General features: G+C 63.0%; 26 protein-coding genes and 7 tRNA genes. 23 read left to right on the forward strand and 10 right to left on the reverse strand.

Annotated elements, in window-relative coordinates; all coding sequences use genetic code 11:
• The first annotated feature begins 143 nt into the window (after positions 1-143).
• Positions 144-1,355 carry a UbiH/UbiF family hydroxylase gene (locus ATB98_RS12590; protein ID WP_066874080.1) on the forward strand — a complete coding sequence of 404 codons (1,212 nt, stop codon included), beginning with the start codon at positions 144-146 and terminating at the stop codon, positions 1,353-1,355.
• On the opposite strand, the gene ATB98_RS12595 is transcribed toward ATB98_RS12590, so the two are convergent.
• Both ATB98_RS12595 and ATB98_RS12600 read right to left on the reverse strand, forming a co-directional pair.
• A complete protein-coding gene (locus ATB98_RS12595) occupies positions 1,323-2,285 on the reverse strand; it encodes an AEC family transporter (protein WP_066874082.1) in 963 nt (320 codons plus the stop codon). The genes ATB98_RS12590 and ATB98_RS12595 overlap by 33 nt on opposite strands.
• A 32-nt stretch (positions 2,286-2,317) precedes the next feature.
• On the reverse strand, positions 2,318-3,061 hold the full coding sequence (locus ATB98_RS12600; RefSeq protein ID WP_066874084.1) for a cytochrome c biogenesis CcdA family protein: 744 nt from the start codon (positions 3,059-3,061) through the stop codon (positions 2,318-2,320).
• 251 nt (positions 3,062-3,312) lie between these two features.
• Between ATB98_RS12600 and ATB98_RS12605 the strand changes: the two genes are divergently transcribed.
• The 5 genes from ATB98_RS12605 to ATB98_RS12620 all read left to right on the forward strand — a co-directional run bounded on the left by ATB98_RS12605 (position 3,313) and on the right by ATB98_RS12620 (position 5,913).
• Positions 3,313-3,388, forward strand: a tRNA-Lys gene (locus tag ATB98_RS12605).
• A gap of 447 nt (positions 3,389-3,835) precedes the next feature.
• A complete protein-coding gene (locus tag ATB98_RS28935; protein ID WP_153435529.1) occupies positions 3,836-3,973 on the forward strand; it encodes a hypothetical protein in 138 nt (45 codons plus the stop codon).
• Between the two features lie 171 nt (positions 3,974-4,144).
• Positions 4,145-4,492 carry a YciI family protein gene (locus ATB98_RS12610; protein WP_066874086.1) on the forward strand — a complete coding sequence of 116 codons (348 nt, stop codon included), beginning with the start codon at positions 4,145-4,147 and terminating at the stop codon, positions 4,490-4,492.
• 466 nt (positions 4,493-4,958) lie between these two features.
• A complete protein-coding gene (locus tag ATB98_RS12615; protein WP_066874088.1) occupies positions 4,959-5,366 on the forward strand; it encodes a DUF1236 domain-containing protein in 408 nt (135 codons plus the stop codon).
• Positions 5,367-5,595: 229 nt separating this feature from the next.
• The gene (locus tag ATB98_RS12620) at positions 5,596-5,913 is read left to right on the forward strand and encodes a hypothetical protein (RefSeq protein WP_066874091.1); all 318 of its coding nucleotides are present in this window, start codon (positions 5,596-5,598) and stop codon (positions 5,911-5,913) included.
• 50 nt (positions 5,914-5,963) lie between these two features.
• On the opposite strand, the gene ATB98_RS12625 is transcribed toward ATB98_RS12620, so the two are convergent.
• The gene (locus ATB98_RS12625; protein WP_066874092.1) at positions 5,964-6,974 is read right to left on the reverse strand and encodes a GlxA family transcriptional regulator; all 1,011 of its coding nucleotides are present in this window, start codon (positions 6,972-6,974) and stop codon (positions 5,964-5,966) included.
• A 260-nt stretch (positions 6,975-7,234) separates the two neighbouring features.
• Between ATB98_RS12625 and ATB98_RS12630 the strand changes: the two genes are divergently transcribed.
• Both ATB98_RS12630 and ATB98_RS12635 read left to right on the forward strand, forming a co-directional pair.
• Positions 7,235-7,885 carry an outer membrane protein gene (locus ATB98_RS12630; protein WP_066874095.1) on the forward strand — a complete coding sequence of 217 codons (651 nt, stop codon included), beginning with the start codon at positions 7,235-7,237 and terminating at the stop codon, positions 7,883-7,885.
• A 96-nt stretch (positions 7,886-7,981) separates the two neighbouring features.
• The gene (locus ATB98_RS12635) at positions 7,982-8,245 is read left to right on the forward strand and encodes a hypothetical protein (protein ID WP_066874097.1); all 264 of its coding nucleotides are present in this window, start codon (positions 7,982-7,984) and stop codon (positions 8,243-8,245) included.
• A 113-nt stretch (positions 8,246-8,358) separates the two neighbouring features.
• Here ATB98_RS12635 and ATB98_RS12640 read toward each other — a convergent pair.
• The 5 genes from ATB98_RS12640 to ATB98_RS12660 all read right to left on the reverse strand — a co-directional run bounded on the left by ATB98_RS12640 (position 8,359) and on the right by ATB98_RS12660 (position 10,312).
• Positions 8,359-8,435, reverse strand: a tRNA-Arg gene (locus tag ATB98_RS12640).
• 36 nt (positions 8,436-8,471) lie between these two features.
• Complete coding sequence (locus ATB98_RS12645) at positions 8,472-8,777, reverse strand: ETC complex I subunit (protein WP_066874100.1); 306 nt, start codon at positions 8,775-8,777, stop codon at positions 8,472-8,474.
• Between the two features lie 320 nt (positions 8,778-9,097).
• A tRNA-Pro gene (locus tag ATB98_RS12650) sits at positions 9,098-9,174 on the reverse strand.
• Positions 9,175-9,254: 80 nt separating this feature from the next.
• Complete coding sequence (locus tag ATB98_RS12655; RefSeq protein ID WP_066874101.1) at positions 9,255-9,734, reverse strand: DUF192 domain-containing protein; 480 nt, start codon at positions 9,732-9,734, stop codon at positions 9,255-9,257.
• Positions 9,734-10,312: a cold-shock protein gene (locus ATB98_RS12660; RefSeq protein WP_066874103.1), complete on the reverse strand. Its 579-nt coding sequence runs from the start codon at positions 10,310-10,312 to the stop codon at positions 9,734-9,736. The genes ATB98_RS12655 and ATB98_RS12660 overlap by 1 nt, the downstream gene beginning before the upstream one ends.
• 193 nt (positions 10,313-10,505) lie before the next feature.
• Here ATB98_RS12660 and ATB98_RS12665 point away from each other — a divergent pair, with 193 nt between their 5' ends.
• The 4 genes from ATB98_RS12665 to ATB98_RS12680 all read left to right on the forward strand — a co-directional run bounded on the left by ATB98_RS12665 (position 10,506) and on the right by ATB98_RS12680 (position 13,225).
• Complete coding sequence (locus tag ATB98_RS12665) at positions 10,506-10,946, forward strand: VOC family protein (RefSeq protein ID WP_066874104.1); 441 nt, start codon at positions 10,506-10,508, stop codon at positions 10,944-10,946.
• A gap of 452 nt (positions 10,947-11,398) precedes the next feature.
• Positions 11,399-12,736: a YcbK family protein gene (locus tag ATB98_RS12670; RefSeq protein ID WP_066874106.1), complete on the forward strand. Its 1,338-nt coding sequence runs from the start codon at positions 11,399-11,401 to the stop codon at positions 12,734-12,736.
• 161 nt (positions 12,737-12,897) lie between these two features.
• Positions 12,898-12,973, forward strand: a tRNA-Glu gene (locus ATB98_RS12675).
• Positions 12,974-13,149: 176 nt separating this feature from the next.
• Positions 13,150-13,225: transfer RNA gene (locus ATB98_RS12680), tRNA-Glu, on the forward strand.
• Between the two features lie 327 nt (positions 13,226-13,552).
• On the opposite strand, the gene ATB98_RS12685 is transcribed toward ATB98_RS12680, so the two are convergent.
• The gene (locus ATB98_RS12685) at positions 13,553-14,620 is read right to left on the reverse strand and encodes an ABC transporter ATP-binding protein (protein ID WP_066874108.1); all 1,068 of its coding nucleotides are present in this window, start codon (positions 14,618-14,620) and stop codon (positions 13,553-13,555) included.
• A 336-nt stretch (positions 14,621-14,956) separates the two neighbouring features.
• Between ATB98_RS12685 and ATB98_RS12690 the strand changes: the two genes are divergently transcribed.
• The 11 genes from ATB98_RS12690 to ATB98_RS12735 all read left to right on the forward strand — a co-directional run bounded on the left by ATB98_RS12690 (position 14,957) and on the right by ATB98_RS12735 (position 23,256).
• Positions 14,957-16,597: an extracellular solute-binding protein gene (locus tag ATB98_RS12690; RefSeq protein ID WP_066874110.1), complete on the forward strand. Its 1,641-nt coding sequence runs from the start codon at positions 14,957-14,959 to the stop codon at positions 16,595-16,597.
• 70 nt (positions 16,598-16,667) lie between these two features.
• Positions 16,668-17,786: a carbohydrate ABC transporter permease gene (locus tag ATB98_RS12695; protein WP_066874112.1), complete on the forward strand. Its 1,119-nt coding sequence runs from the start codon at positions 16,668-16,670 to the stop codon at positions 17,784-17,786.
• On the forward strand, positions 17,786-18,697 hold the full coding sequence (locus ATB98_RS12700; protein WP_066874114.1) for a carbohydrate ABC transporter permease: 912 nt from the start codon (positions 17,786-17,788) through the stop codon (positions 18,695-18,697). Before ATB98_RS12695 ends, ATB98_RS12700 begins: the two co-directional genes overlap by 1 nt.
• 18 nt (positions 18,698-18,715) lie before the next feature.
• Positions 18,716-19,780: a LacI family DNA-binding transcriptional regulator gene (locus ATB98_RS12705; protein WP_066874116.1), complete on the forward strand. Its 1,065-nt coding sequence runs from the start codon at positions 18,716-18,718 to the stop codon at positions 19,778-19,780.
• A 3-nt stretch (positions 19,781-19,783) separates the two neighbouring features.
• Positions 19,784-19,909 (forward strand): hypothetical protein, encoded by a 126-nt coding sequence (locus tag ATB98_RS30355; protein WP_268801790.1) that lies wholly within the window; start codon positions 19,784-19,786, stop codon positions 19,907-19,909.
• On the forward strand, positions 19,906-20,838 hold the full coding sequence (gene rbsK, locus ATB98_RS12710; RefSeq protein ID WP_066874118.1) for a ribokinase: 933 nt from the start codon (positions 19,906-19,908) through the stop codon (positions 20,836-20,838). Before ATB98_RS30355 ends, rbsK begins: the two co-directional genes overlap by 4 nt.
• 112 nt (positions 20,839-20,950) lie before the next feature.
• Complete coding sequence (locus ATB98_RS12715) at positions 20,951-21,787, forward strand: SIR2 family NAD-dependent protein deacylase (RefSeq protein WP_066874120.1); 837 nt, start codon at positions 20,951-20,953, stop codon at positions 21,785-21,787.
• Between the two features lie 137 nt (positions 21,788-21,924).
• Positions 21,925-21,999: transfer RNA gene (locus ATB98_RS12720), tRNA-Glu, on the forward strand.
• A 317-nt stretch (positions 22,000-22,316) separates the two neighbouring features.
• Entirely contained in the window at positions 22,317-22,655 is a 339-nt protein-coding gene (locus ATB98_RS12725; RefSeq protein ID WP_084435454.1) for a hypothetical protein, read from the forward strand.
• Positions 22,656-22,769: 114 nt separating this feature from the next.
• Positions 22,770-23,003 carry a hypothetical protein gene (locus tag ATB98_RS12730; RefSeq protein ID WP_066874122.1) on the forward strand — a complete coding sequence of 78 codons (234 nt, stop codon included), beginning with the start codon at positions 22,770-22,772 and terminating at the stop codon, positions 23,001-23,003.
• 177 nt (positions 23,004-23,180) lie between these two features.
• Positions 23,181-23,256 (forward strand) — tRNA-Glu (locus ATB98_RS12735).
• A 140-nt stretch (positions 23,257-23,396) separates the two neighbouring features.
• Here ATB98_RS12735 and recJ read toward each other — a convergent pair.
• Positions 23,397-25,199 (reverse strand): single-stranded-DNA-specific exonuclease RecJ, encoded by a 1,803-nt coding sequence (recJ, locus tag ATB98_RS12740; protein ID WP_066874391.1) that lies wholly within the window; start codon positions 25,197-25,199, stop codon positions 23,397-23,399.
• Between the last annotated feature and the right edge of the window lie 8 nt (positions 25,200-25,207).

Raw genomic sequence — 25,207 nt, forward strand, 5'->3', positions numbered from 1 at the left:
GCTCGTCGGCGGCATTGTCCTGTGGACACGCAGCGATGCGGCTCAATTGATTTGAGCCCATTTATTTCAATGGGCTAAGCGGGTAGAACAGAAACAAGAGAGCAAAGGAAGGGCGGGCAACCGCACGGGAGGTCCTGTCGGCCATGGGTCACTACGACATCGTCATCATCGGCGCGGGGCTTGCCGGTTCGCTTGCAGCGATCGCGCTTGCCCGCGAAGGCCATCGCGTCGCGCTCGTGGGGCCGAGGCCGGCGATCGCCGACGGCCGCACCACCGCTCTCATGGACCAGTCGATCGAGTACCTCAAGACGCTCGACCTGTGGGACGAGGTCGCGCCGCTGACCGCGCCGCTCGTCGCTATCCACATCATCGACGGGACGAAGCGGCTGTTGCGGGCGCCGCCGGTCAATTTCCGCGCCTCCGAGGTGGGGATTGAGGCCTTCGGCTACAACATACCGAATGCGCCCTTCCTGGAGATTCTTGAAAGGCGCGAAGCGGCCCTGCCGACGCTCACGCGCCTGACGGCGGCTGCGACCACGTTCGACTTCGCCGATACTGAAGTCCGCATCGGCCTCGGCGACGGCAGCACGATCACGGCCGATCTGGTCGTCGGCGCCGACGGCCGGCGCTCGCCGGTCAGGGAGGCGGCGGATATCGGCGTCCACACATGGTCCTACCCGCAAGCGGCCGTGGTCCTCAACTTCAGCCACGAACTGCCGCATCAGAACGTCTCCACGGAATTCCACACGGAAAGCGGCCCGTTCACCCAGGTTCCGCTTCCCGGCAATCGCTCGAGCCTCGTCTGGGTCCAGACGCCGCGCGATGCGGAGGAGACGCTGAAGCTGCCGGTGGACCTGCTGTCGCGAACCATCGAGTACCGCATGGAGTCGATCCTCGGCAAGGTGGCGGTCGAGGGCGCCCCGCAGTCCTTTCCGCTCTCGGGCCTGACGGCCCGCCGCTTCGGCAGGGGCCGCGTCATGCTCGTCGGCGAGGCCGCCCACGCCTTCCCCCCGATCGGCGCCCAGGGGCTAAACCTCAGCCTTCGCGACGTCATGACCGTTGTCGAGCTCGTCGGCCCGCCTTCCGGCAGCCGCCTGCCGGCGGACACCGGCGACCGGTTCGACGGCCGCCGGCGCATGGACATCGTCAGCCGCACGGCGAGCGTGGACCTCCTCAACCGTTCGCTGCTCTCCGGCTTCCTGCCCGTGCAGGCGATGCGGGCAATCGGCCTGCAGCTTCTTTCCTCCGCCGGTCCGCTGCGCGGCCTGCTGATGCGCGAAGGCATCCATCCGGGCAGCGCTCTGCAATCGCTCAAGGAGAGCCTAAGGGAAAAGATCAGCCGGAAGAGCGCCTGACCGGATCAGATAGAGGAGACCGGTCACCGTCGCGACCGAGAGCAGCGTGGTTATCAGGATCGTTGCGGATGCGCGTTCCTGCCAGACGCTGTACTGATGGCCGATCACGAAGACATTCGTTGCCGTCGGCAAGGCGGCGAGCAGCACGGCCGTCTGCACCCAGACGGGATCGTAGGCACCGCCGAGGCTTAGTGCCAGATACATCAGAACCGGATGCAGGACGAGCTTCGCCGGCACGATATAGCCGATCTCCACCGGAATCCGCTTGAGCGGCCTTAGCGCCAGCGTGACGCCCATGGCGAACAGGGCGCAAGGGGCGGCAGCCTGCGCCAGATAGTCGATCAGCCTCTGGACCGGCAGCGGCGGCTGAACGGAAAGAAAGGCGGCAGCGACACCGGCAAATGTCGACAGGATGAATGGATGCAGCGCAATCCGGCGGGCGATGCCGAGCACGAGCGCAGCCGGCTTCCGCTTGCCGCCGCCGGTTAGAGCCATCATCGCAGGCGCGACGGTGAAATGCGCCGCGTTCTCGAAGCAGAAGATCAGGGCCACCGGAACGGCAGCGGCCTCACCGAGCGCCAGCAGCGCGAGGCCGGGTCCCATATAGCCGATGTTGCCATAGGCGGCGGCAAATCCCTGGATCGTCGCCTCTCCGATCGTGTTCCGGCGCAGGAAGAGGCCGATCGCGAAGATCAGCACAAAGACGCAATAGGTCGTACCGACGCTGGTCAGAATGAAATCGGCGCGGGTGAGCTCTTCGATCGGCGTGCGGGAGACCAGCTTGAAGAAGAGCGCCGGCAGCGCGAGGTAGAGGATGAAGGTGTTCAGCCAGCCCATCGCTTCGCCCGGATGATCGACGAAACGCGCCGTAAGATAGCCGAGAAAGATGAGGCCGAAGAACGGCAGTACCAGCCCTGCAATTTCCGCCATCATCCCTCCCCGGCGCTGCTGCTCGAGCGTGCTTAACCGATTTGCGACAGGACGGGGAAGGTCTGCTGGAACCAGATCGCGACGGAGCTCACGAAACCGAAGAGGAAGGCGAGGCCTGCGGCAACGAGAAAGCCCCCCATCAGCTTTTCGACCAGGCCGAGATGGCGGCGAAAACGCGACAGGAAGCGCATGAAGGCGCCGGAAAAGCCGGCGGCGATCCAGAACGGCACGGCGAGGCCGAGCGAATAGATCGCGAGCAGCAGGGCGCCGTCGGCGACTGTGTCGCGCGCGGCGGCAACGCCGAGGATGGTGCCGAGCACCGGGCCGATGCAGGGCGTCCAGCCGAAGGCGAAGGCGAGCCCCATGATATAGGCCCCCGAGAGTGTCGCCGGCCGACCCCCATGGAAGCGCGCCTCGCGGGTCAAAAGGCCGATGCGGAGAACGCCGAGGAAGTGCAGCCCCATGACGATGATGATGACGCCGCCGATACGCGACAGGAGGTCGATGTGCTGCCGGAGCAGGAGTCCGATCGACGAAGCCCCTGCCCCGAGCGCGACGAAGACGGTGGCAAAGCCGAGCGTGAAGAACAGCGCCGTTGGCAGGACGGCCCTGCGGGTCCTCGCGACCGCCGCGGCATCCCCGCCGCGATACTGATCGACGGAGACGCCGGCCATATAGCAGAGGTAGGGCGGAACGAGCGGCAGGACGCAGGGCGACAGGAACGACAGCGCGCCCGCGAGAACAGCAGTCCAGATGGAAATATCGGCGATCGACAAGGTTTCAGAACTCCGGCACGCGGCTTGCCGCCTTCTTTACCCGCATGTATACCTTGAAACCAATCACCTTTCGGCGATCATTTTGCCGCATGGGTTGAGACCCGAGACCCGACGCGCCGGAAAATGGTCTTCGCATCGCGCTTGGAACCGAGCCCATATCCACCGGGGAATCGCAATTTTTGGGTTGACCGGCACGAAGCGCGCGTGCATATGTCCGCCCACTTCCGCCGGGCGCGCAACGCACGGCACGGGAGCGCGTAGCTCAGTCGGTAGAGCAACTGACTTTTAATCAGTAGGTCCAGGGTTCGAATCCCTGCGCGCTCACCAAAAATACAAGAAAATCAGTTCGATATAGTTTCTAAGACGAAACAAAAAATCAGGCGCCGACTCGCTAGGGAAAACCTGGCGGAAGATTCGGCCTTTCGTTTTCGCCGGGACGCTATCCCATTCTTTGCCCCTGCCCGCGCCGTCGAAAATCAAGCTCGGCCTCACCGAGGTCGCCGACCATTTCAGCCGCGCCCATCCGCCCGGCCCGGCCCATCAACTCACGTTCCCGATCCTTGAGGCACCATTGCGTCCGGGAAGCAATGCTATTGTCCGGGAATACCTTCACTGAGCCTGCAGGTCGGCCGGCTCGAATCCAAGGATCGAGTTGCTCACAATCGCGCGCACCGTCTTTTCACAGGCTCGGGCCTAGAAAGCCGGCGTGTCGATTTCGGCCGATCCCCTTCGATTAAGAGGGAGCGCCGTGAGCCCGTCAAAGGAGAGACAAGTATGGCTGCCATCGAGCATTCCGAACAAGTCGAAATACAGTCGCCGCACCTGATTGGCGTGCGCGCTTTGCAAGCCGTTTGGATGCTGCTGAAGCATCAGCGAAGGTACCGCCGAAGCTTTAGCCAACTCGCGTTTTGACTCTCGCCTGCTCCGTGACATCGGCTTGGGGAATGACGAGCAAGCAAAAGCGAAGCGAGGAAGAGACAGTAATAAGCCACTGGTTACACCGCTGGATAGCAGAACTCCAGTTTTTCTCATTTTGTCGAATCGCGTTCTCCAGTTGCGACCGACAAGACCATGGAGACCCTGATGCGCTACCTTTGTCTCTTCTACATCGATCAAACTCTTGCTGATGCCGCCAGCAAGGAGGAATGGGCCGAGATCGACCGGGAGTCCCACGCTTCCAATGAAGAACTCAAACGATCAGGCCACTATCTCGCCTCCAACGCTCTTGCCGATCCAAAGACCGCCAAGACATTGCGCGTTCGTGCCGGCAAGGCGAGTTGGACCGACGGGCCTTTCGCAGAGACGAAGGAGCATCTCGGTGGCTTCCTGCTGATCGAAGCGAAGAGTCTTGCAGAGGCAATGGAGATCGCGGAGCGGGACTCGCTCGCTCGGATGGGGGCAATCGAGGTGCGTGAGACCGCCGGCTTTTAGATTGGAAGTGCCCCGACTTTCCCTTGCGCCAACGGCTTGAATGCCCGAGGGACTTTGGCCGCCTACTTGCAAGAACGACTTGGATATGGCGCGCCCTTTAGGACCTTAGTCCTACAATCGCAGCCAAAGGTCCTAGGCCGGTTGCCGAATCCGTCCTGCACTGCATAGTGGTATTCAGGAAGCGCCCTTCGGAGAACCCGTTTGGCGTAAATGGTCCCAGAGCAAAGCCCCCAACGCCCCCTGACGAGCTCTGGGACCTTCCTCATTTGCGGGATTGAGTCGCCTGGCTTTGCGCCGTCGCTGGAAGTCCCGGAACGACCCTTTTTCGCCATCCTAAGGTACTTACAAGGTATTTCCGCAGTAACGACGGATTACACGCAGACACACTTCATGAGTGTTAATTAAATTCCGGAACCAATCAAATCTAATAGCGTTCTCCCTCGTGCATAGCAAGGGAGTACGACAGATGAACGCCAAGATCATTATTGTTTCCGCGATCGCAACGGGCATGTTTGCCGCGCCCGCTATTGCAAATCATGCCAACGAAGGCGCTGTGACCGGTGCCGCAGGTGGTGCCGTTACTGGCGCAATCATCGGCGGACCGGTAGGTGCTGCCATCGGCGGCGCGGCCGGATTGGTGGCCGGCGCGGTCATCGCCCCGCCCCCGAGGCACGTCGTGACCTATGTGCGCCAGCAGCCAATGCCCGCGCAGACCTTTATGGTCCGGGAACGGATCGCCGTCGGCCGGCCGCTGCCGCGCAACGTCGTCCTGACCCCGATTCCTGAGAACCCCGCTTACGCGTATGCCGTCATCAACCAGCAGCGCGTGATCGTCGACCCGAAGACCTACACGGTCGTGCAGGTCGTCCAATAAGCCGGGGCGCTCTCTCCGCCGGCAGCGTGTTCGCGCGCCGCCGGTGGTATCCTCCTCCCGTCCTGTCAGGGGCTTCAAAGGCTGCGACTGTGGCCTATACACATCGATCCCTCATCAAAATCGGTCCCGCCGAGAATCCCTCTTCCGCCCGAATCGGAATTGTTCTCTATCGAGGGGAACCAAGGAAACCGACCGGCCGTTTTTCCTTGTCAGTCGGAGGGCCACTGCCATGTTCACCGCCTTGCTGATCGCCTCGCTCGTGGCGCCCTCGACGGCCGTCCCCGCCTCGGCCACGGTCGCCGACCTGCAGGCCGATTTCGAGGCGGCCGTTGCCTGCCGCCAGATAGACCGACGGAAGGTCTGGAAGGGTGAAATCGCCTATTACATCCAGTCCTATGTCTACGAAGGCGATGCCGCGGCTTCCGCCGACAGGGCCGAGGTCGCAGACGCGGTGCTCCCGGAAGACAACAGCGCCGAAACCGTCAAGGAATTTGAGGAAGCCTGCGCCACGGCCGGAGCTGCTGCCGGATCGCACGCGCAAAGGTAAGCGCCGCCCGACGGAGCGCACACTGGGGCGCCGGGCAGATGTAGTCACCATCACCGTTTGCCATCCCTCGCCGAGGCGACACCTGCCGCACGGTTGGCGCTTCGCATCTTCAACGGGCTTGCCTGATATTCGCGTCGATAGGCGCGCGAGAAGGCCGAGAGGCTGTCGAAGCCGCAGCGCAACGCAATATCGCGCATCGGGATGCCGGAATCTCGCACAAGGCGGTGGGCGACCTGCAATCTCAGGCGCAGGTAATAGGCGCCGGGGCTGGTGGAAAGGATCCTTGCGAAGAGCGTTTCCAGCTTGCGCTGCGAAATCGAGAGCCGGCGTGCCAGGGCCGCGACGGTCATCGGCCGCTCCAGTGTGCGCTCCATCAGCCTTATGGCTGCGGCAAGCTCCGGATCGCGCGCCTCGATGCGGCCGAGGGAGACGAAAGGCTGAACGTCGGTCGGGCTGTGCATCTGGTCGTAGACGAAGATGCTTGCGACATCGAGCGCCGATGCCTGCCCCAGTCTCTCGGCGATGACGTGCAGCATCATGTCGAAGGTCGGCGACGCGCCGCCCGAGGTCCAATACTTGCCGTCGGCGACGAAGCGATCGCCGATGACCTGAAGCTCCGGAAAGGCCCGGGCGAAGTCTTCGAGCTCTTCCCAATGGGCGGTGGCCTTGCGGCCGTTCAGCAGCCCGGAACGTCCGAGCAGCCAGCAGCCCGACTCGATCCCCGCGACCATGTCGAAGTGGCGCGCGCATTCCTGCAGTGTGGCGAGGAAGCGCGTGCCGGCATGCCTCTCGAGATTGAAGCCGCCGATCACCAAAAGGAGATCGCCGCCAAGCGGCAGGGAGAAGCGGCCGTCGACCGCGATCGGAACGCCGCAGGTCAACGGCACCGCCTGCCCGTCGGCCGACAACAGTCGCCAGCGAAAGACCTCGCGGCCCGCCACCCGGTTCGCGGCGCGCATGGGGTCGAGGACGGAGGCGAGCGACATGATCGACGATTCGGGCAGAACCACCACCACCGCCTCTATCGCCGATTGTTCCACCGCGAGCGCCATCATGCGCATAACGTCAAATTTTCTGCGCGCGATGTCAATTCACGGAGCGGCATTCGGGCATTATCGAAGGGCAATCGGTCTCCGCGCCGGCAGAGTAGGCCCGCAACGAGACGTTCCCCTTTCCGCGATTTTCCGCGACGGGCCGGCCGGGACCACTCCGCCGGCCTCTTTTTTCATCCTTCAAGGCCAAGCGGTTCGCGACCGTTGTTTTTCGCAGACTCGCCTCCGATATGTTGCTACTCTCCGAGGCACAACAGGAGGCATCTGTGATGATCAGGAATGTGCTTGTTGCAATCTTCGGCGTCGCGGCCCTCGTGTCGGTCGCCCACGCCGCGGATTTGGCGCCGCCCCCGGAACCCGCGCCGACGGCCATCGAGACGATGCCGAGCTTCGTATGGACAGGCGGCTATGTCGGCCTTGAGGGCGGCGGCGGCTGGCTGAACGGCGACCTGAGCGTTCCCGGCGACAGCGCCTCGGAGAATTTCAGCGGCGGCCTGTTCGGCGCCTTTGCCGGCTATAACTTCCAGCACGGGGACTGGCTTGTCGGCATCGAAGGCGATGTCAGCTACAACTGGAACGACAAGGACCTCACCATCTCCGGCGCGAGCGCCGAGGTCGGCACGGATGTCTCCGGATCTCTCCGAGGACGCGTCGGCTACACCCTGAACGACAGGGCTCTGCTTTATGGGACCGGCGGCTGGGCGGTGACGCGCGGATTTGTCGATGTTGCCGGCGCGCCGAAGGAGAAGGAGACCTTCAACGGCTGGACCATCGGCGGCGGCGTCGACTACGGCTTCTCCGACAATATCTTCGGCCGGGCCGAATACCGCTACAACGACTTTGGCGACAAGGACGTCGGCGGCGTCAATGTCGATCTCGACCAGCATCGGTTCACCGTCGGCGTCGGGGTCAAGTTCTGACCGCCATGAGCCTTTGCCCCAACCCCGGCCGTGCCGGGGTTTTTATTGAATTCGGGGCGGCGGGCGCACGCGGAGGGCGAAACAACGGGAGGAAGGATGGGCAAATTTCTCGAGTTCCTGGGCGGCGCCATCGTCCTCGGCACGCTCGCCTTAGTGGCAATGACACTGGTCCCTTCACTCGACATGAAAACCCTCGTCACCATCCTCCCCTGGGCCTTTCCGGCGGTCGCCGGCGGCCTGATCCTCGTCGCCTTCGGCTCGATGCTCGACCACCTGGCCGCCATTCGATCGGCCAGCGAAAAACAGGCCGAAATTTTCCAGCAATTGCTGGAGCGACGAAACCCACCGAAGAAGGATTGAGTTCAGGCTGCCGCGTCGGCGCTGGCAAAGAGCGCAATGGACAAAACGGGCGCCCGTACCAAACCCGAAGGTTAGGGAGACTACCAACGAAATCAAAACGTTACGAAGGTATTTGGCGACCCCTGCAGGACTCGAACCTGCGACAACCTGCTTAGAAGGCAGGTGCTCTATCCAGCTGAGCTAAGGGGCCGTTCGGGCACAAGCCCTTGGCCGACGGCCATGGTCCTCAATGGGTCCAGGGCTGCATCCGGTTGAAACGGAAATTGTCCGAGTAGGACACATTCTTGCGCGTTGCGTCCTTCGGGGCGATCACGCGATATTCGATACCGTTGCGCTCGGCATAGGCGATCGCCTGTTCGGCGGTTTCGAACGTGAGCCGCAACTGCTGCCGCGTATCGCCGGAACTCGTATATCCCATGATCGGGTCAATCGTGCGCGGCTTTTCCGGATCGAACTCCAGCACCCACAGATGCGTCTTGGCCTTGCCGGACTGCATGGCTGTCTTTGCGGGACGATAGATCTTCGCGGACATTGTTTCGAACGGCTCCCGTTATCCACCTCAGCGCCTTGATCGGCTACACAATTTGACGCGGCCCCGACGCCGGCCGCAGGGAATCATGCATCAGCGAGGCAGCTTCCCGCCTCGTCATCCGCCACTCCCTTAGCGCAGAATGAATTAAAACGGAATGACTTCCGGCCGGAAAAATGCAGCTTTTCAAACATGTGTCGACGCGCGGCCGGGACCCGCAACGGCAGGCCCGGGCTGCGTTTTTCCTTTACCCGCAGCGCGCCCGCAAAAGCCATTCGCGCGCGAAACAGGCGACAAAAACACCAAGGATTTCAGGAGATTAGTGGTCGGAGTGGAGAGATTCGAACTCCCGACCCTCTGGTCCCAAACCAGATGCGCTACCAGACTGCGCTACACTCCGCACCAATGAGGGCGGAGATACACGCTTCGCTCCTCGCCTGCAACATCAAATTTTGCCGCGTGTGTCGCCGGACGGGGCGCTCATGGCGCCGCGATCCCCGCCCCTTGCAGCCGGTCGCCGGGCTTGATGCCGAGGCGTTTCACCGTGCCGGCGTTGAGCTCGAGCACGTACGCCACGGACTCCCTGGAATCGATGATCGCCTCCGACAGCGGGACGGCATTCTCGTGGATGGTGCGCACCGTCCCGTCCTGCGAGACGAAGAGCATGTCCAGCGGCAGGTAGGTGTTCTTCATCCACATCATGACCCGCCGGGTCTCGCCGAAATCGAACAGCATGCCATGGTCCGGCGCCATCTGGCGGCGATACATCAAGCCCTGCTCGCGCTGGTCCGGATCGATCGCAAGCTCGACGGTAAGGTCGTGCGCCCGCCCGTCCCCGGTTATCAGCCGAAGCCTGTCTTTCGCGAAGGACACCTCCGCGGCGACCGAGGTCACGAGGACGGACAACAAAAAAAGCGCCGAGATGGCGCTTCTTGCGAGAATGCCGCAAATCCCGGACATCAGTGCGACCGGGTGGTCGGCGTCGGGCCGTCGGGATGGATCTCCGCCGCCATCAGCCCCTTCTCGCCGTCGCCGAAACGGCAAAGCACGACCTGACCCGGCCGCAATTCGGTCAGGCCGAAACGGCGCAGCGTTTCCATGTGGACGAAGATGTCTTCCGTCCCCTCGCCGCGGGTCAGGAATCCGAATCCCTTGGTGCGGTTGAACCACTTCACCAGAACTCGCTCCAGCCCGCTTGTCGGCGTGACCTGAACATGCGTCCTCACCGGAGGAAGCTGAGACGGGTGCACCGCGGTCGACTGATCCATCGAGAGAATGCGGAAGGCCTGGTAGCCGCGGTCCCGTTTCTGCACGAGGGCAACGACGCGCGCACCTTCAAGGACGGTCTGGTAACCATCGCGCCGGAGGCAGGTCACGTGCAGCAGGACGTCCTGCATGCCGTTGTCGGGAACGATGAAGCCGAACCCCTTGGCGACGTCGAACCATTTGATAACGCCGGTAATTTCGATGAGGTCAAGGGCGTCGTTGCCAAAGTCGTCATTGTGGATGACGTCTTTCGAAGATGTTCTGTCCGCCATTCTCCCAGCCCCTCGTTACGCGCAACACTCGACACGGTTAACTGATTCTTATGGACAAGAATAACATCGTCCCGCCGCGCATGCGCAAGTCCCTCGACGTATTTTGGTCCGGGACGTTTATGCAGACGCAGCCTTGCCTCTAGCTTGCCATGGCTTAAGTATACGCCATCTTCTCCGAAACAGGGACAATCCTATGCGCTATCTGCACACGATGGTTCGCGTCAAAGACCTGGACAAGGCTCTTCACTTCTACTGCAGGCTCTTCGGCCTCGAGGAGATCCGCCGCTATGAGAACGAGAAGGGCCGCTTCACGCTCGTCTTCCTCGCCGCCCCCGGCGATCTCGCCCGCGCGAAGGCCGAAGCGTCTCCCTGCCTGGAACTGACCTATAATTGGGACCCCGAGGACTACGCCGGCGGCCGCAATTTCGGCCATCTCGCCTATGAGGTCGACGATATCTACGCCTTCTGCCAGCGCCTGATGGATAATGGCGTGACCATCAACCGCCCGCCGCGCGACGGCCACATGGCCTTCGTCCGCTCGCCCGACGGCATTTCGATCGAGATTCTCCAGAAGGGCGAGCACCTGCCGGCCCGGGAGCCCTGGGCCTCGATGGAAAACACCGGCAGCTGGTAAGCTCCGCACAATCACCGCCGCCTAGCTTGCGATGGCGCCGCCGGCTTTCCCGTGCGGCGCCGCTGCATGTTTCCTTGGGATCGTTGTCCGGTTCGTGGATAAAAACATGCGGCGAATCAAAATGCTACAGCGGACCTTGTGCGCCCTAAAAACACGCAAGTGCCCTGTAGATGCCGGGCCTTCGCATATCTTCCGCGAAGCTGAATAAGGTTAGTGCAGGTTTACAAATCAGGCGGCGTTCGTTACCTTGCCGCGCCAGATGTTGAAACGGGCTCTGCTTCGCCATCACTTGCGGGGAAATGCCCTTTACTTTGCCTGACCTTCCCGTGGCGAGCCATCTGCTCACCGCGTGAAAAGATCATTGCTCTTCCGAGGCGGCGCTTCGGAAAGGGAACTTAATGCATGCGCGCCCGCGAAGGCCGCAAGCATGCATGGAGAGCGGGGATAAGGCGTTGCAACTTCTGGAATCGGTCCGTGGCATCCTGACGGTCGGGCGCGCGGCAGCATTGTCCGTTTCGCTGTTCGCATTGGCCGGCTGCGTCTCGGCCGTCGCCGATAGTGACGCCATCGATCCCCTCAATTCGCAACAGACGGCGCAGTTGCAGGCGACCGAATCGCCCAAGGAAAGCGCCGCGCCAGACGGGCAAGTGCCGGCGCTCGATTCGGCAACCTCGGCGCGGCCGGTCGGCGCGTCCGCCGAAGCCGGGGGGGACGGCGCGGCGATGCAGCCGGGGCTGACGATGCAGAGCACCGCGCTTAACGCCACGTCGGCGAGCATCTATGGCCAGGCACCAACGGCATCGCCGGGCGCGGCGCCTATCGACGGGAACCAGGCGACGGGCACGACGACCGGCAGCGGCGGGCAGCCGGCAATGAATGCGACCACCAACAGCCTCTTCGGCACCGGGCAGCCGGCGGCCCCCATCATTCCGCAGCAGGGCGCAAGCAATGGGGCGCCGGCCACGGAAGAGACCGCGGCGGCCGCCTCGGCGGTGCCGCCAGCGGCGGCCGGGCACGACATTCCCTCAGCGGTGCCGTTGCCGCTGAGCGCGGAAGCCGCGCGCGCCGGCGCGGCCTCGCCTCCCCTGCAGCCGGTCGCATTAGCCGCCGGCGAGGAGCCGGCATCGCCGCCTCAGGCCGCCGCGCACTCCGCCGATTCGGGTGAATCCGGACGAGAAAAACAGGAAGCGAAAAAGCCCTGGACGCTTGCGAATCTGTTCGCGCCCAACCGCAAGGAACGCTCGCGCGGAGACGCCGAGCGCGAGGCGCAGGCAAGCGCGAGGAAAACGATCACGGTCGAAAATGCGAGCGAGCCGCAGGTCGCCTCCCTCGCCTACACGGCGCTGCCGGGCGTCAAGATGAACCCGCTCTTCAGCATGGAGCAGGAGGCGCATGAGGATGACGCTCCGGTCGAGGTGGCGAGCGTCTCCGGGCTTGCCCGCCTGGCGCCGAACGGCCTTGTCCTGCAAACGGAAACCGTCGAGACGGGTTGCTTCAAGCCTGCGCTGCTGGAGATGTTGAAGACGGTGGAAAGACATTACGGCCGCAAGGTCATGGTAACGTCCGGGCTGCGTCCCATCAAGGTCAACAGCAAACGGCAGTCCCTCCACACGCGTTGCGAGGCGGCCGACATCCAGGTTCAGGGCGTCGGCAAATGGGAGCTTGCCGATTTCCTGCGCAGCATCCCCGGCCGCGGCGGCGTCGGCACCTATTGCCACACCGAATCCGTGCACATCGACGTCGGCCCGCAGCGCGACTGGAACTGGCGCTGCCGCCGGCGCAAGGGTTGAGATCGGCCCGAACGAACCGCGGCCGGCCCCACCGTCATTTTTCTGGGAAAAAATGGGGTTAGCCACTTGCGGGAATCCCATGGCCTCTCTATAAGCCGCCTCGTCTTACAGCGCCGCACGTTCTCGGACGCGCAAAAGTCGCTGTAGCACTTCGCATTGATGCGCCCATCGTCTAGCGGTCTAGGACGCCGCCCTTTCACGGCGGAAACACGGGTTCGAGTCCCGTTGGGCGTGCCAATCTTTTTCCCCTATACTTGCGGATACTTCGCGCCAGCCATCAGCGTCGCGGCGATGCTTTACCTCCGAAAGAGGATGGTGGCGGAATTCACAAGGTTTTCCCGAAAAAATGAAAAATATTGCTTTTGATCCCTTGCGGGAATCCGAAGCTCTCTCTATAAGCCGCCTTGTCTTGGGCGCCCATCGTCTAGCGGTCTAGGACGCCGCCCTTTCACGGCGGAAACACGGGTTCGAGTCCCGTTGGGCGTGCCACTCCATAGCAGAAAATCAACGCCTTACCGGCGTTCTCTCAACCGGCTCTTCAGCGAAAGACAGACGGCGTTCCGATGACGCTTCTCCCGCCCGGCCGGCTCATTCCCCACGACCTTCGTCGCCGCTCGAAGTTGCTCGCCATCTTCGCATGGACATTTGTTGCCGGCTCGATGCCGCGCGACCGCAATGCTCGCCTGGAGAGCCGGCATAGGAGGGTGGCCATGTCCCCCGCGACGGCCAGCCTGTCCCCGAACGCCTGTGAGCGCATTCCGCTCTCGGTGAGACCGTTTTCCGACAGCCTGCCGGTCTTTACAGGCTCTTGCGGCGTCAGGGCCGGCGCAGCGTTCGGCCTGACTGGGCATCGAAGAGGTGCAGCTTTCCGGGGCGGGCTGCGACGGAGATTTCCTGACCCGGCTTGAAGTCGTGCCGCTCGGAGAATTCCGCGACAAGCTCGCTGTTGCCGTAGCGCAGAAACACCATGGTTTCCGATCCCGTCGGCTCCGTGACATTGACCGTTGCCGCGAGGCCGCTTTCGGAGAGCGACAGGTGCTCCGGCCTGATGCCGAGCAGCGCGGCCTGCCCGTCCTTCGCCTCCGGCTCGAAGCCAAGCTCGATCTCGTCGCCGGCCTCGGTGACGAAGACATTGCCGGCTGCCCGGTACTGGCCTTTCAGGAGGTTCATGGACGGCGAGCCGATGAAGGTTGCAACGAAGGTGTTGTTGGGGCGATCGTACACGTCCAGCGGCGTGCCGATCTGTTCGACATTGCCGCCCTGCATGACGACGATCTTGTCCGCCATGGTCATGGCCTCGACCTGGTCATGGGTCACGTAGACGGTCGTGGTCTTCAGCCGCTGGTGAAGCTCCTTGATCTCCTTGCGCATTTGGACACGCAATTTTGCGTCGAGATTCGACAGCGGCTCGTCGAACAGAAACACCTGCGGCGACCTGACGATGGCCCGGCCCATGGCCACGCGCTGGCGCTGGCCGCCGGACAGTTGGCGCGGATAGCGGTCGAGATAGGGAACGAGATCGAGCGTCTCCGCGGCCGCCTTCAGGCGCTGCTTGATCACCTCGGCGGGCTGCTTCTGCAAGCGCAGCGCAAAGACCATGTTTTCCGCAACGGTCTTGTGCGGATAGAGGGCATAGCTCTGGAAGACCATGGCGATGTCACGGTCCTTCGGCGGCAGGTTGTTGACCACCTTTCCGCCGATCGAAATCGTCCCGCTCGTGATGCTCTCCAGCCCGGCTATCATGCGCAGAAGAGTCGATTTTCCGCAGCCGGAAGGTCCGACGAGCACGACGAATTCGCCGTCCGCAATAGCGATATCAATGCCGTGAAGCACATTCACGGCGCCGTAAGCCTTCAGCGCCTTCGCAATCCTGACTTCAGCCATCTCACTCCCACTGACCTTTCAAGCCGGCCTTCCGACCTGGCGTTCCCGAGCATTCCCCTGCCCTGCTCCACGCATGGTTCGGGGTAAAAATCGCCCCTTGACCCGTGCCGAATTCTTTCGCGCAGACCCTCACCCATGAAACGTTTCATTCGCTGTTGACATTTTCTTTTTGCCGCCTGATCCTCAACGGCGAAACCGAGGAGGAGCGGTTTCAAGCAAGAAATGAAACGTTTCATTTCTTGCTTAGCAAATAGTTCCGCCGGTGGCCAGCGCCAATGTCAAGACCGGCAGGGTCGCCTCGGGCGGCCATGAAAATAATACGTGGAGGAGGCTCTTATGAAAGTCGAAATATACGATGCATTGATGCGCCGCCAGGCGAGCCGCCGTGACGTGTTGCGCGGCACCGCCAGCGCCGCGGCGCTCATGGGCGTCGCGAGCATGACGGGCGGCATCCCCGGAATGGCATTTGCCGCGGACGACCTGCGGGCGCAGATCCTCAAGATTCCCGGCGTCGGTAAGGGCGCGCCTACGGATGCCGACTGGCAGAAGGTTGGCGAGCTTTGCCTCGAGCCGACCAAGGCCAATGTCGCTGCGGGCGAATTTGCGGGTGTTGAACTGACCTTCATGGGCCTCAACAACCAGAACCTGCACAACTTCCTGTTCCGCGGCTTCCTGAAGCCGTGGGAGGCCTATACGGGCGCCAAGATCAACTGGATCGACCTTGCCCAGGCCGACTACAACGCCCGTCTGCAGCAGTCGATCGCGACAGGAACCGTCGACTTCGACATCATCGAAATGGGCGCCCCGTTTGAGGGCGACACGGCCGGACGCGGGCTCCTCGATGAAATGCCGGATTGGGTGGCCAAGCAGATCGAGGCCGACGACCTCGTCGATTACCTGAAGAAGCCGGTCGGAACCTGGGATGGCAAGACCTACCGCGTCACGATCGATGGCGACTGCCATACCTTTGCCTACCGCAAGGACTATTTCGGCGAAGGCTCGATCACCGGTCGCGGCGAGCCGCCGAAGACCTGGCAGGAAGTCAACGAGATCTCCAAGGCCCTCGCCGGCAAGACCGATCCGCTGACCGGCTTGCCGGCCTATGGCTACCTCGATCCGCTGAAGGGCTGGGGCGGCTTCGGCTTCTACTTCATCGAGAACCGCGCAACGGCTTACGCGAAATATCCGGGCGATCCCGCCTGGCTGTTCGATCCGGAAAACATGAAGCCGCTCGTCAACAACCCGGCATGGGTGCAGGCCATCCAGGACGTGATGGACCTGATCGCGGCCAAGGCCTATCCCCCGGACCAGATCAATGCGGACCCGGGCGTGACGGCATTCTCGCAGTTCCTCGCCGGCACCGGCGCGATGCTGATGTGGTGGGGCGACGTGGGGTCGAGTGCCCGCACCTCCGATACCTCGGTGGTGGGCGACGTCGTCGGCTTCGGCATCAACCGCGGCTCCAACCGCGTTTACAACCGCAAGACCGGCCAGTGGGAAGAGAAATACAACGAAGCCCCGAACATGGCCTATATCGGCTGGGGCGTCTACGTCACCAAACGGGTCTCCGACGACGAGAAGAAGCGCAAAGCCGCTTGGTCGGCAGCCGCGCATCTCGGCGGCAAGGACCTCTCGCTGTGGACGTCTGCCTATCCTTCGGGCTTCCAGCCGTATCGCCAGTCACACTTCAACTATGATGAGTGGCAGGCGGCAGGCTACGATCGCGCCTATATCGAGGAGTACCTCGGCTCGAACGCCGACAGCTACAACCATCCCAACGCCGCGATCGAACCGCGCATCCCCGGCATCTTCCAATACTACTCCGTCGCGGAAGATGAACTGGCGAAAGGCTTTGCCGGACAGTACAAGTCGGCCCAGGAGACAGCGGACGCGATTGCCGCCGCCTGGGAAAAGATCACCGACCAGATCGGCCGCGAAAGCCAGCTGAAGCTCTATCGGGCCAGCATCGGACTTTAATAGCCGAACAAGCACGCTGGCGGGGCGGAGATCGTCCCGCCAGCGTCAGGTCCTGTCCGCGGGGAATATCATGACGACGGTCGAACGTGACTTGCTGCACACGGTTGAGGCGCAGGCCATTTCTGCAAGCCGCTATTTCTGGGGTCGCGCAGCACTCTGGCTGAGCGCCGCCTGGCTCGTCGCCTCCTTCGTGCTGCAGGCTGCCCATGAATCGGGATGGACCGCGTTCGGCTTCGCGAACTGGCGCCCCGTCCTTTATGCTTACATTCTATGGGCGGTGGTACTCTGCGTCACACGCGTCGTCATCTACGGTGAAGCCGGGAAGAAGGCGCTATTCATTCTTCCCGCAGCGCTTTTCGTGGTGGCAATGGTCGTTTTCCCGCTGTTGTTCGCCCTCTGGGTCGGCTTTTCCGACTGGAACCTCGCGTCGTTGACCGGTCGGCAGTTCAACGGGCTCGACAATCTGCGCCACATGCTGAGCGATCCCTTCTATGCCAATGCCCTTGTCAACATGGTGCTCTATTCGTTGGCGATCGCGGTTGAATACGCGATCGCCTTCGGCCTCGCGCTGCTGCTCAGCCAGGACATCGCCGCCCGGAAGTTCTGGCGCGTCACATTCCTCGTTCCGCTGATGCTGTCGCCCGTGGCCGTCAGCTGGATGGTCGGCAAGTCGATGCTCGAGACCCGCTTCGGACCGATCGCCAGGCTTGCCCGGTGGCTCGGCTGGGACACCCCCTCCTTCTTCGGCGACCCTCTGACCGCCAGGCTTTCCATCATGATCATGGATGCCTGGACCTTCATTCCGTTCATGATGATCATGCTGCTCGCCGGGCTGCAGGCCTTGTCCAGGGAAGTGCTGGAGGCCGCCGAAGTCGACGGCGCGACGAAGTGGCAGCGTTTCTGGCAGGTCATCTTTCCGCTGATGCTGCCCGTCTCGGTAACGGCGGTGATGATCCGGATCATCTTCAAGCTGAAGCTCGCGGACATCATCATCACGGTCACCGCCGGGGGTCCCGGCGGGGCCACCGACTCCGTGACCAGCTTCATCTATCGTGAATACCGCGACCGTTCGAACGTCGGATACGGCACCCTGCTCGCGCTCGTCTATCTGGTGATCATCGTCTTCGGCATGACAATGCTTCTGAAGGTTTCGGACCGCATCGTACGGCGCATGACAGGAAGGCTGTGATGGTTTCGATCGATTTCGACAAATACGCGCGCCGTCAACGCCTGCGCTGGTGGGCGATGCGCCTCGTCGTCTACGGCCTTCTCGCCGCCTGGGCGATCGTCTGCATATTTCCGCTTTTCTGGACGGTCTCCACCTCGTTCAAATCGGCCGCGGACGTGATGAAGGGCAATCTGGTGCCGTGGCTTGACTTCACTCCCAACTGGCTCGGCTGGCGCTCGCTCGGACTTTCTCCCGACACCATCTTCAATGTGTCGACCGTGCGCGAGGAGTTCATGCGCAGGCTCTGGAACAGCGTGATCCTCTCGGTAGCCGCGTCTGCCCTGGCGGTCGTCCTCGGATCGCTCGCGGCCTACGGCCTCAGCCGCTTCTCCTACAAGTTCGGGTACATGCGCAATGCCGACATTTCATTCTTCTTCCTGTCGCAACTCATCATGCCGCCCGTCGTGCTCGCACTGCCGTTTCTCGTTCTCTACAAGGAGCTTGCACTTCTGGACACCTATGTCGGCATGATCGCCGTCTATACGCTCATGGTATTGCCGATCGTCGTCTGGATCATGCGCGATCAATTCGCGACCGTTCCGGTGGAACTCGAGGAAGCAGCCCTTGTCGACGGCCTGTCGATATGGGGTGCGTTCCTGCGCATCATCCTGCCCCTCGTTCTTCCGGGCATGGTCGCCGCATTCATTCTGGCCTTGATCCTGTGCTGGAACGAATATTTCTTCGCGGCCCTGCTGACGTCGACGAACACCAACACCCTGCCCGTCATGATCGCCAGCCAGACGGGAAGCCAGGGCATCAACTGGTGGTCGATGGCGGCACTCTCGACGGCCGGCATCCTTCCCCTGGTCTTCGTGGGCGTCCTGCTCGAAAAGCACATCATTGCCGGCATGACCGCCGGGGCCGTGAAGTAGGTCCGGCGGAGCTCGCTCATGCGCAGGATGCCGACGGTCAAGGATGTCGCGGAACAGGCGGGGGTCTCGGTGGGCACCGTCTCACGCGTGCTTTCCGGCGAGGCATCGGTGAAACCCTCGCTGCGCGAGAGGGTGAACGAGGCGATCGCCGCGCTCGGCTACCGGCCGAACGTCACGGCGAGAGCGTTGCGGACCAGCAAGACCGAAGTGATCGGGCTGATCGTCCCCGACATCACCAATCCGTTCTTCGCGCAGATGGCCGCGAGCGTCGAAACTGCGGCGATGGAGAGAAGCCACACGGTCATGCTGGCGAGCTCTCATAACGATCCGGAAGCCGAACGCCACCATATCCTGGCTTTTCTCGACCGGTCGGTCTGCGGCATCATCGTCGCGGCTTCGAGCGGCAGTTCGGACCTGCCTTCGGACCTGCCCGTCCCGATCATCTCGCTTGACCGCCGTTTGGGTGAGTTCTCCGTCGTTTCGACGAACCATGCCCAGGCGGCGGCATTGATGGCCGATCATCTTTACGGACTCGGCCACCGCCGCATTTCGTATATTGCCGGGCCGCCCGACACCGAAGCCGCATGCGTGCGGCGCGAAGCGTTCGTCAAAAGGCTCGCCGAGCTCGGCGAGACTGCCGGCCCGGCAGAGGTGACGATCCATCAGGGCAAGTTCGACTACGATTCCGGGGAAAGGATAGCCCGCGAACTCCTGTCGCTGCCGCCCGCCGAGCGGCCGACGGCGATCGCAGCAGCAAGCGACCAGCAGGCAATCGGCGCGCTTCGCGCAGCGCGCGATCTCAAGATCGATGTTCCGCGCAGGCTGTCGATCGCCGGCTTCGACGATATTGCGCTTGCCAAGCTCGTCGTTCCTCGCCTGACGACCGTGCGCCAGCCGGTCGAGAAGTTGGCCATGCGGGCGGTGGAGGTACTGTTCGACCAGCCCTTCGCGGCAAGCGACGAAATGATCGACGGTTCGCTGGTCGTACGCGGCTCCACCGGGCCGGCGATAGCGATGAAACCGGGTGACATCACCGGGCAACACAGGAAGCGGGCCGACGATCTGGCCGCCAACAAGGGGTGAACCATGCTTGAGGGCATCAGGACCGAGCTCAACGACGACATTCTTCAGGCGCTTCCTTCGGGGGGCCGCGGACCCGTGCTCGTTCTGCTCACTGCGGACGTCGTTGCGGCCGAGGAGATGGCGCGATGAGCGGGGGCAGCGGAATTGTCATCCTCGGGATATTTGCTGCGGACACCGCTTACACGGCCAAGCGAATGCCCCATATCGCCGAAACCTTGCTCGGCTCGGATTTCAAGCTCGGACCGGGAGGCAAGGGCTCCAACCAGGCGATCGCCGCGGCGAAGGCTGGCGGCAAGGTCACCTTCATTTCGCGCATCGGCAACGATCCGTTCGGAGAAATGGCGCTTTCGGCCTATGCATCTGCCGGAGTCAAGGCGAACGTGATGAGAATGGACGGCGTGTCGACCGGCGCCGCCTTCATCTTCGTCAATGAGGACAATGGCGACAACGCCATCATCGTCGCGCCAGGCGCCGCAGGGTTGATCGGCATCGAGGATGTGGATGCAAACCGGGCCGAGATCGAGAATGCTGCGATCTTCATGACCCAGCTCGAGCAACCGCTTGACGCGGCCACGCATGCGCTTGGCATCGCAAGACGCGCCGGCGTGACAACGGTCTTCAATCCGGCCCCGGCACAAACGGTTCCGGACGAAATCTATGCGCTTTGCGACTACGTCGTGCCCAACGAGGTGGAAGTCGCTCACATCGTCGGCCACCCCGTCGAGACCGATGAGCAGGCCCGCGCCGCGGGCGACATTCTCCTCCAGAAGGGGACGGGCTGCGCCATCATCACGCTCGGCGCGCGCGGAGCCCTTTACCATGCGCCCGGACGGAGCGAGCTCATCCCGGCGTTTTCCGCGGGCAAGGTGGTCGACACCACCGGCGCGGGCGATGCTTTCCTCGGAGGCTTCGCGGCCGCTCTTTCGCAAGGGCAGGAACCTGCCGCTGCGGTACGCTTCGGCTGCGCGACGGCGGCGATTGCGGTGACGCGCCCCGGAACCGCGCCCGCGATGCCGCTGCGAAGCGAAATCGACGATCTTCTCAGGCTCGGAAGCTGAGCTCCCGCGGGAAACCGCTCCGGCGGCCGGTCGCCGCAGCCTTCGTGCTTCGGCGGCCGCCCATGTGGAACATCTTGCCGCGCACGGTGTTGAGCGCTCCACAGGAGCGAACATGAAAGAACACATCGAGGAGATCGCTTCGGCGCTGAAGAGCCGGCATGCGGTGCTGTTCGTCGGCGCGGGCGTTTCGATGAGCGTCGGCCTGCCTTCCTGGAAGAAGCTGACCGGTCACATGCTGAAAGGCCTGCGCCTCGACGCTTCCGTCCTGGACAACGCGGATGTCACCTACCAGACGATCGCCGAATGCTATCGCCTGGAACATGGAAGCCTGGACCAACTATGCGAATGGATGCGGCAGAACTGGCGCGTCTCCCGCGAGCGCATCGGACGGTCCGACCTCCACCGGCTGATCGTCGGCCTGGATTTTCCGGTGATCTACACCACGAACTACGACAGCAATCTGGAAATCGCCTACGAGGTCTATGGCAAGGCCTATGCGAAGATCAGCCAGGCTAAGGATCTTGCCTCCGCGCCGGCGGGGACGACCCAGATCATCAAGTATCACGGCGACTTCGACCATGACGACACGCTGGTGCTGACGGAGACGGACTATTACAACCGGCTGTCATTCGACTCTCCGCTGGATGTGCGGTTTCGCAGCGACGCTCTCGGCGCCACGGTATTGTTCATTGGCTACAGCATGTCGGACCTTAACATCCGGCTGCTGCTGCACCGGGTCTGGAGCACCTGGCAACGATCCGGATACGAAGGCGAACGCCCGCCCTCCTACGTCTTCATGCATCGGCCCAATCCCGTTCAGGTGGCGGTTCTGAGCAAATGGGGGGTGACGGTGATCGGTGGCGAAGGACCGGATCCGGAGCAGTCGCTGCTTGCCTTCATCCGCAACCTTCACGCACAAGCCGGCGGCCCGGAGGCGTCAAACGCATAGCCCCTCGCCGCCTGCCGCCGCGGCACCTCGAAATTCCTCAATGATTCCAATGAACGCGGCTCGCCTGTTGAGTGTGTCATTCTTGCTCTTCCCTATTCATTCTTTTTCGTAGTATGGTGCCGCTGCTTCCGAAGCAGGCGCCCATCGTCTAGCGGTCAGGACGCCGCCCTCTCACGGCGGTAACACGGGTTCGAGTCCCGTTGGGCGTACCATCGCTTGAGCGCGGTTCTCACGACACGTCGAATCTGCCGGATATCCGCCTGCGAACGCTGGCGAACAGAAACACCCGCCACTTCCGCAGCGGAATTCCCCTTGTTGGCTGGGGAAGTCGGGATGTCCCTGTGGCGCTGACCGCGGATGTTCGGGCGACGGCATGAGATAATACGAATGGTCGGGTTCAGCCCGGCCTTTTTGTTGCCTCCCTGGGAAATCCGAAATTCTTCAAAGTGTTAGTCAGAAATGATGATTTGCCGAAATTGCCCCTGAGTGTTTCAATTTGGCTGTTGAGAGTACGCGTGAGGGGGCGTTTATGTTGAAAGCGTATGGGGAGTTGAAGCGGGGACTGATCATTGCCGCGTCCGCCGTCATCCTGTTCGGATGCCAGTCGGGGACAACGTACACCGCGATGGAACAGGGCGTGGATGCACAGAAATGCGAGATGTTCGGCTACAAGCCGGGATCTGACGACCACCGGAGATGCATGTTCTACACCTACGGCGAGCGCGAACGGCAGACCGCTGCCAACAACCAAGCGGCGGCGGCAGTACTGGCCGGTGTGGCCGTCGTGGGGTTGGCGGCTGCAGCAGCTGCAACCGCGCCCCGCTACCCCAGTTATTGGTGCAATCGCTGGCGCTGCTACTACTATTGAGACCCGAAGCCCTCGGCGCGCGCTACCCACTTTGAGCGGCCCGTCTAAGCCTTGACTACAACCGGCGTTGTGAGACCCTGCAAGCTCGCGGTTGTAGTGCGTAGGAGGCAAGCCGTGAAATTCAGAAGGGCAAAGAAGAAGTATATTGGAAGCGTCCAGATGGCCGCTGAAAGCGACAGCCTGAACGAGGAGGGCTTCGGCGCCATCGGGCGCGGTCTCCATGGTCCCGGGTTCTCGTATCGCAGGATGTGGACCAGCGCGGGATGTCCGGGCACCTTCGAGGGGTGGCTCGTCAGCAAGGGCGTCATTTCGAGTGGCGGCCTGCGGGAACGGCCGTTAACGCGATGAAAGTCGGGCTATTGGTCTGACGACCACGCCGGGCTTGTCGCGCCAAGCGCGGACCCGAGGAACGAGAGACAACCGCAGGCGCATCTTTCGTCAGGTAAGCGGAAGAAAAATCGAACTTGGTGGCGCTGGTCACTTGCGGGAATCCAAAGTGGCCTCTATAAGCCACCTCGTTCCTCGGCGCCCATCGTCTAGCGGTCTAGGACGCCGCCCTTTCACGGCGGAAACACGGGTTCGAGTCCCGTTGGGCGTGCCATTTTTTCTCATCGAATCCTTTAGGGAAGTCGCGGAAGCCGCTGATCCAGCGGCGCTAGTTTCTCCCGCGCGCAGATCCTGTTGCGCATCCGAAGACCGCCGCATGTTTCTTGGGCGACATGCTTTCTTGGGCGACATGCCTCAATTTGCCCTTGCCGCGTCGGTCACGCGCAGTTGCACGCGCCGCGTTCCCTGCCAGAGATCGGCCGACACGGAGCCGGCGACATGGACGGTCGCGCCGCGGCTGCCGAGCAGGAAGTCGCCGAGGGGTGTTTCCGTCGCGCGGAAGGCGATGCCGTCGATGCGGCTGCCGTCCTGGCCCTCGAGCGTCACCTTGACATGGTTGGCGCCGACCAAGCGGCTGTCGCGCAAGCGGTGCTGCGGGAAGGCGAAGACCGGTTGCGGATGACCGGAGCCGTAGGGGCCGGCCTGATCGAGCAGATCGACAAGCTCCAATGTGGCGCCGGCGGCGGCGAGTGCGCCGTCGACCCTTAGGCTCTGGACCGCCACCAGCTCGCGCACGATCCCTTCCGCACGCTCCTCGAAGAACTGGCGGAGCTTGCCGAGCCTGGCCCGTTCGACCGTCAGCCCGGCAGCCATGGCGTGACCGCCTCCCTTGACGAGGAGACCATGCTCGACGGCCGCGCGGACGAGACGGCCCATGTCGAAACCGTTGATCGATCGGCCCGAACCGGTCCCGCGGCCATTCGCGTCGAAGGCGATCGCGAAAGCCGGGCGGCGGAACTTCTCCTTGATGCGCGCGGCGATGAGGCCGACGATGCCGGGGTGCCAGTTCTCCCGCGCCGTGACGATCACCGCGGCGCCCTCGCCCGTTCCGTATTCCGCCAGCACCTCGGCTTCCGCTTCGGCAAGCATCGCCGCCTCCATCGCCTGGCGTTCGCGGTTGAGCTCGTCGAGCTGACCGGCGATGTTTTCCGCGGCCGCGGCGTCATCGAGCGTCAACAGCCGGCTGCCGAGCGCCGCATCGCCGATGCGCCCGCCGGCATTGATGCGCGGGCCGATCAGGAAGGCTAGATGGTAGGGCGTCACGGGCCCTCCGATGGCGGCCTTGCGCAGCAGCGCCGCGAGACCCGGATTACCCATATGCCTCGCCGCGATCAGCCCCTTGACGACATAGGCGCGGTTCAAGCCCCTGAGCGGCACGACATCGCAAACGGTCGCGAGCGCGACGAGATCGAGCAGCGACAGAAGATCGAACGCGCTCACGCGCGCATCGCCCTTGAGGCGGAGCACGCGCAAGGTGTTGACCAGCACGAGATAGACGACGCCGGCCGCGCAGAGGTGCCCCTGCCCTGACAGGTCGTCCTCGCGATTGGGATTGACGAGCGCGTGACAGGAGGGGAGCGCCGAGCCGACCTGGTGGTGATCGATGACGACGACGTCGACGCCGCGGGCCGCCGCAACTGCGAGCGATTCATGGCTGGTCGAACCGCAGTCGACCGTGACGATCAGTTCGGCACCGTTGTCGATCAGTTGGTCGATCGCCTGCGGGTTCGGGCCGTAGCCCTCGAAGATGCGATCGGGAATGTAGATATCGGCCTTGATGCCGAAATGGCCGAGGAACCGCACCATCAGCGCGGAGGAGGCCGCGCCATCGACGTCGTAGTCGCCGAATATCGCAACCCTTTCGCCGCGGCGGATCGCATCCGCCAGCCGCTCCGCCGCCTTGCGGCAATCGGTCAGCGTATCGGGATCGGGCATCAGCCCGCGAAGCGTCGGATCGAGAAAGGCGGCCGCATCGTCCAGCCCCACGCCCCGACCGGCGAGCACGCGGGCGATGAGCTCCGAATAGCCGTGGACCTGGCTGATCGCCAGCGCGCGGTTCTGCCCCGCCTGGTCCAGCCGCGAAACCCAACGCTGGCCGCTGACCGAGCGCTCGACGCCGAGAAATGCCCGCTCTATCGGATCCGCCAATACATCCATGTCGATCA

Origin of the sequence: Sinorhizobium saheli (assembly GCF_001651875.1) — a bacterium.
GTDB lineage: Bacteria > Pseudomonadota > Alphaproteobacteria > Rhizobiales > Rhizobiaceae > Sinorhizobium > Sinorhizobium saheli.

Coding starts and splice junctions, on each gene's coding strand:
- ATB98_RS12590 (WP_066874080.1), top strand. CDS start 144: ATGGGTCACTACGACATCGTCATCATCGGCGCGGGGCTTGCCGGTTCG.
- ATB98_RS12595 (WP_066874082.1), bottom strand. CDS start 2,285: ATGGCGGAAATTGCAGGGCTGGTACTGCCGTTCTTCGGCCTCATCTTT.
- ATB98_RS28935 (WP_153435529.1), top strand. CDS start 3,836: ATGGCTGCCATCGAGCATTCCGAACAAGTCGAAATACAGTCGCCGCAC.
- ATB98_RS12610 (WP_066874086.1), top strand. CDS start 4,145: ATGCGCTACCTTTGTCTCTTCTACATCGATCAAACTCTTGCTGATGCC.
- ATB98_RS12615 (WP_066874088.1), top strand. CDS start 4,959: ATGAACGCCAAGATCATTATTGTTTCCGCGATCGCAACGGGCATGTTT.
- ATB98_RS12620 (WP_066874091.1), top strand. CDS start 5,596: ATGTTCACCGCCTTGCTGATCGCCTCGCTCGTGGCGCCCTCGACGGCC.
- ATB98_RS12625 (WP_066874092.1), bottom strand. CDS start 6,974: ATGCGCATGATGGCGCTCGCGGTGGAACAATCGGCGATAGAGGCGGTG.
- ATB98_RS12630 (WP_066874095.1), top strand. CDS start 7,235: ATGATCAGGAATGTGCTTGTTGCAATCTTCGGCGTCGCGGCCCTCGTG.
- ATB98_RS12635 (WP_066874097.1), top strand. CDS start 7,982: ATGGGCAAATTTCTCGAGTTCCTGGGCGGCGCCATCGTCCTCGGCACG.
- ATB98_RS12645 (WP_066874100.1), bottom strand. CDS start 8,777: ATGTCCGCGAAGATCTATCGTCCCGCAAAGACAGCCATGCAGTCCGGC.
- ATB98_RS12655 (WP_066874101.1), bottom strand. CDS start 9,734: ATGTCCGGGATTTGCGGCATTCTCGCAAGAAGCGCCATCTCGGCGCTT.
- ATB98_RS12660 (WP_066874103.1), bottom strand. CDS start 10,312: ATGGCGGACAGAACATCTTCGAAAGACGTCATCCACAATGACGACTTT.
- ATB98_RS12665 (WP_066874104.1), top strand. CDS start 10,506: ATGCGCTATCTGCACACGATGGTTCGCGTCAAAGACCTGGACAAGGCT.
- ATB98_RS12685 (WP_066874108.1), bottom strand. CDS start 14,620: ATGGCTGAAGTCAGGATTGCGAAGGCGCTGAAGGCTTACGGCGCCGTG.
- ATB98_RS12690 (WP_066874110.1), top strand. CDS start 14,957: ATGAAAGTCGAAATATACGATGCATTGATGCGCCGCCAGGCGAGCCGC.
- ATB98_RS12695 (WP_066874112.1), top strand. CDS start 16,668: ATGACGACGGTCGAACGTGACTTGCTGCACACGGTTGAGGCGCAGGCC.
- ATB98_RS12700 (WP_066874114.1), top strand. CDS start 17,786: ATGGTTTCGATCGATTTCGACAAATACGCGCGCCGTCAACGCCTGCGC.
- ATB98_RS12705 (WP_066874116.1), top strand. CDS start 18,716: ATGCGCAGGATGCCGACGGTCAAGGATGTCGCGGAACAGGCGGGGGTC.
- ATB98_RS30355 (WP_268801790.1), top strand. CDS start 19,784: ATGCTTGAGGGCATCAGGACCGAGCTCAACGACGACATTCTTCAGGCG.
- rbsK (WP_066874118.1), top strand. CDS start 19,906: ATGAGCGGGGGCAGCGGAATTGTCATCCTCGGGATATTTGCTGCGGAC.
- ATB98_RS12715 (WP_066874120.1), top strand. CDS start 20,951: ATGAAAGAACACATCGAGGAGATCGCTTCGGCGCTGAAGAGCCGGCAT.
- ATB98_RS12725 (WP_084435454.1), top strand. CDS start 22,317: ATGTTGAAAGCGTATGGGGAGTTGAAGCGGGGACTGATCATTGCCGCG.
- recJ (WP_066874391.1), bottom strand. CDS start 25,199: ATGGATGTATTGGCGGATCCGATAGAGCGGGCATTTCTCGGCGTCGAG.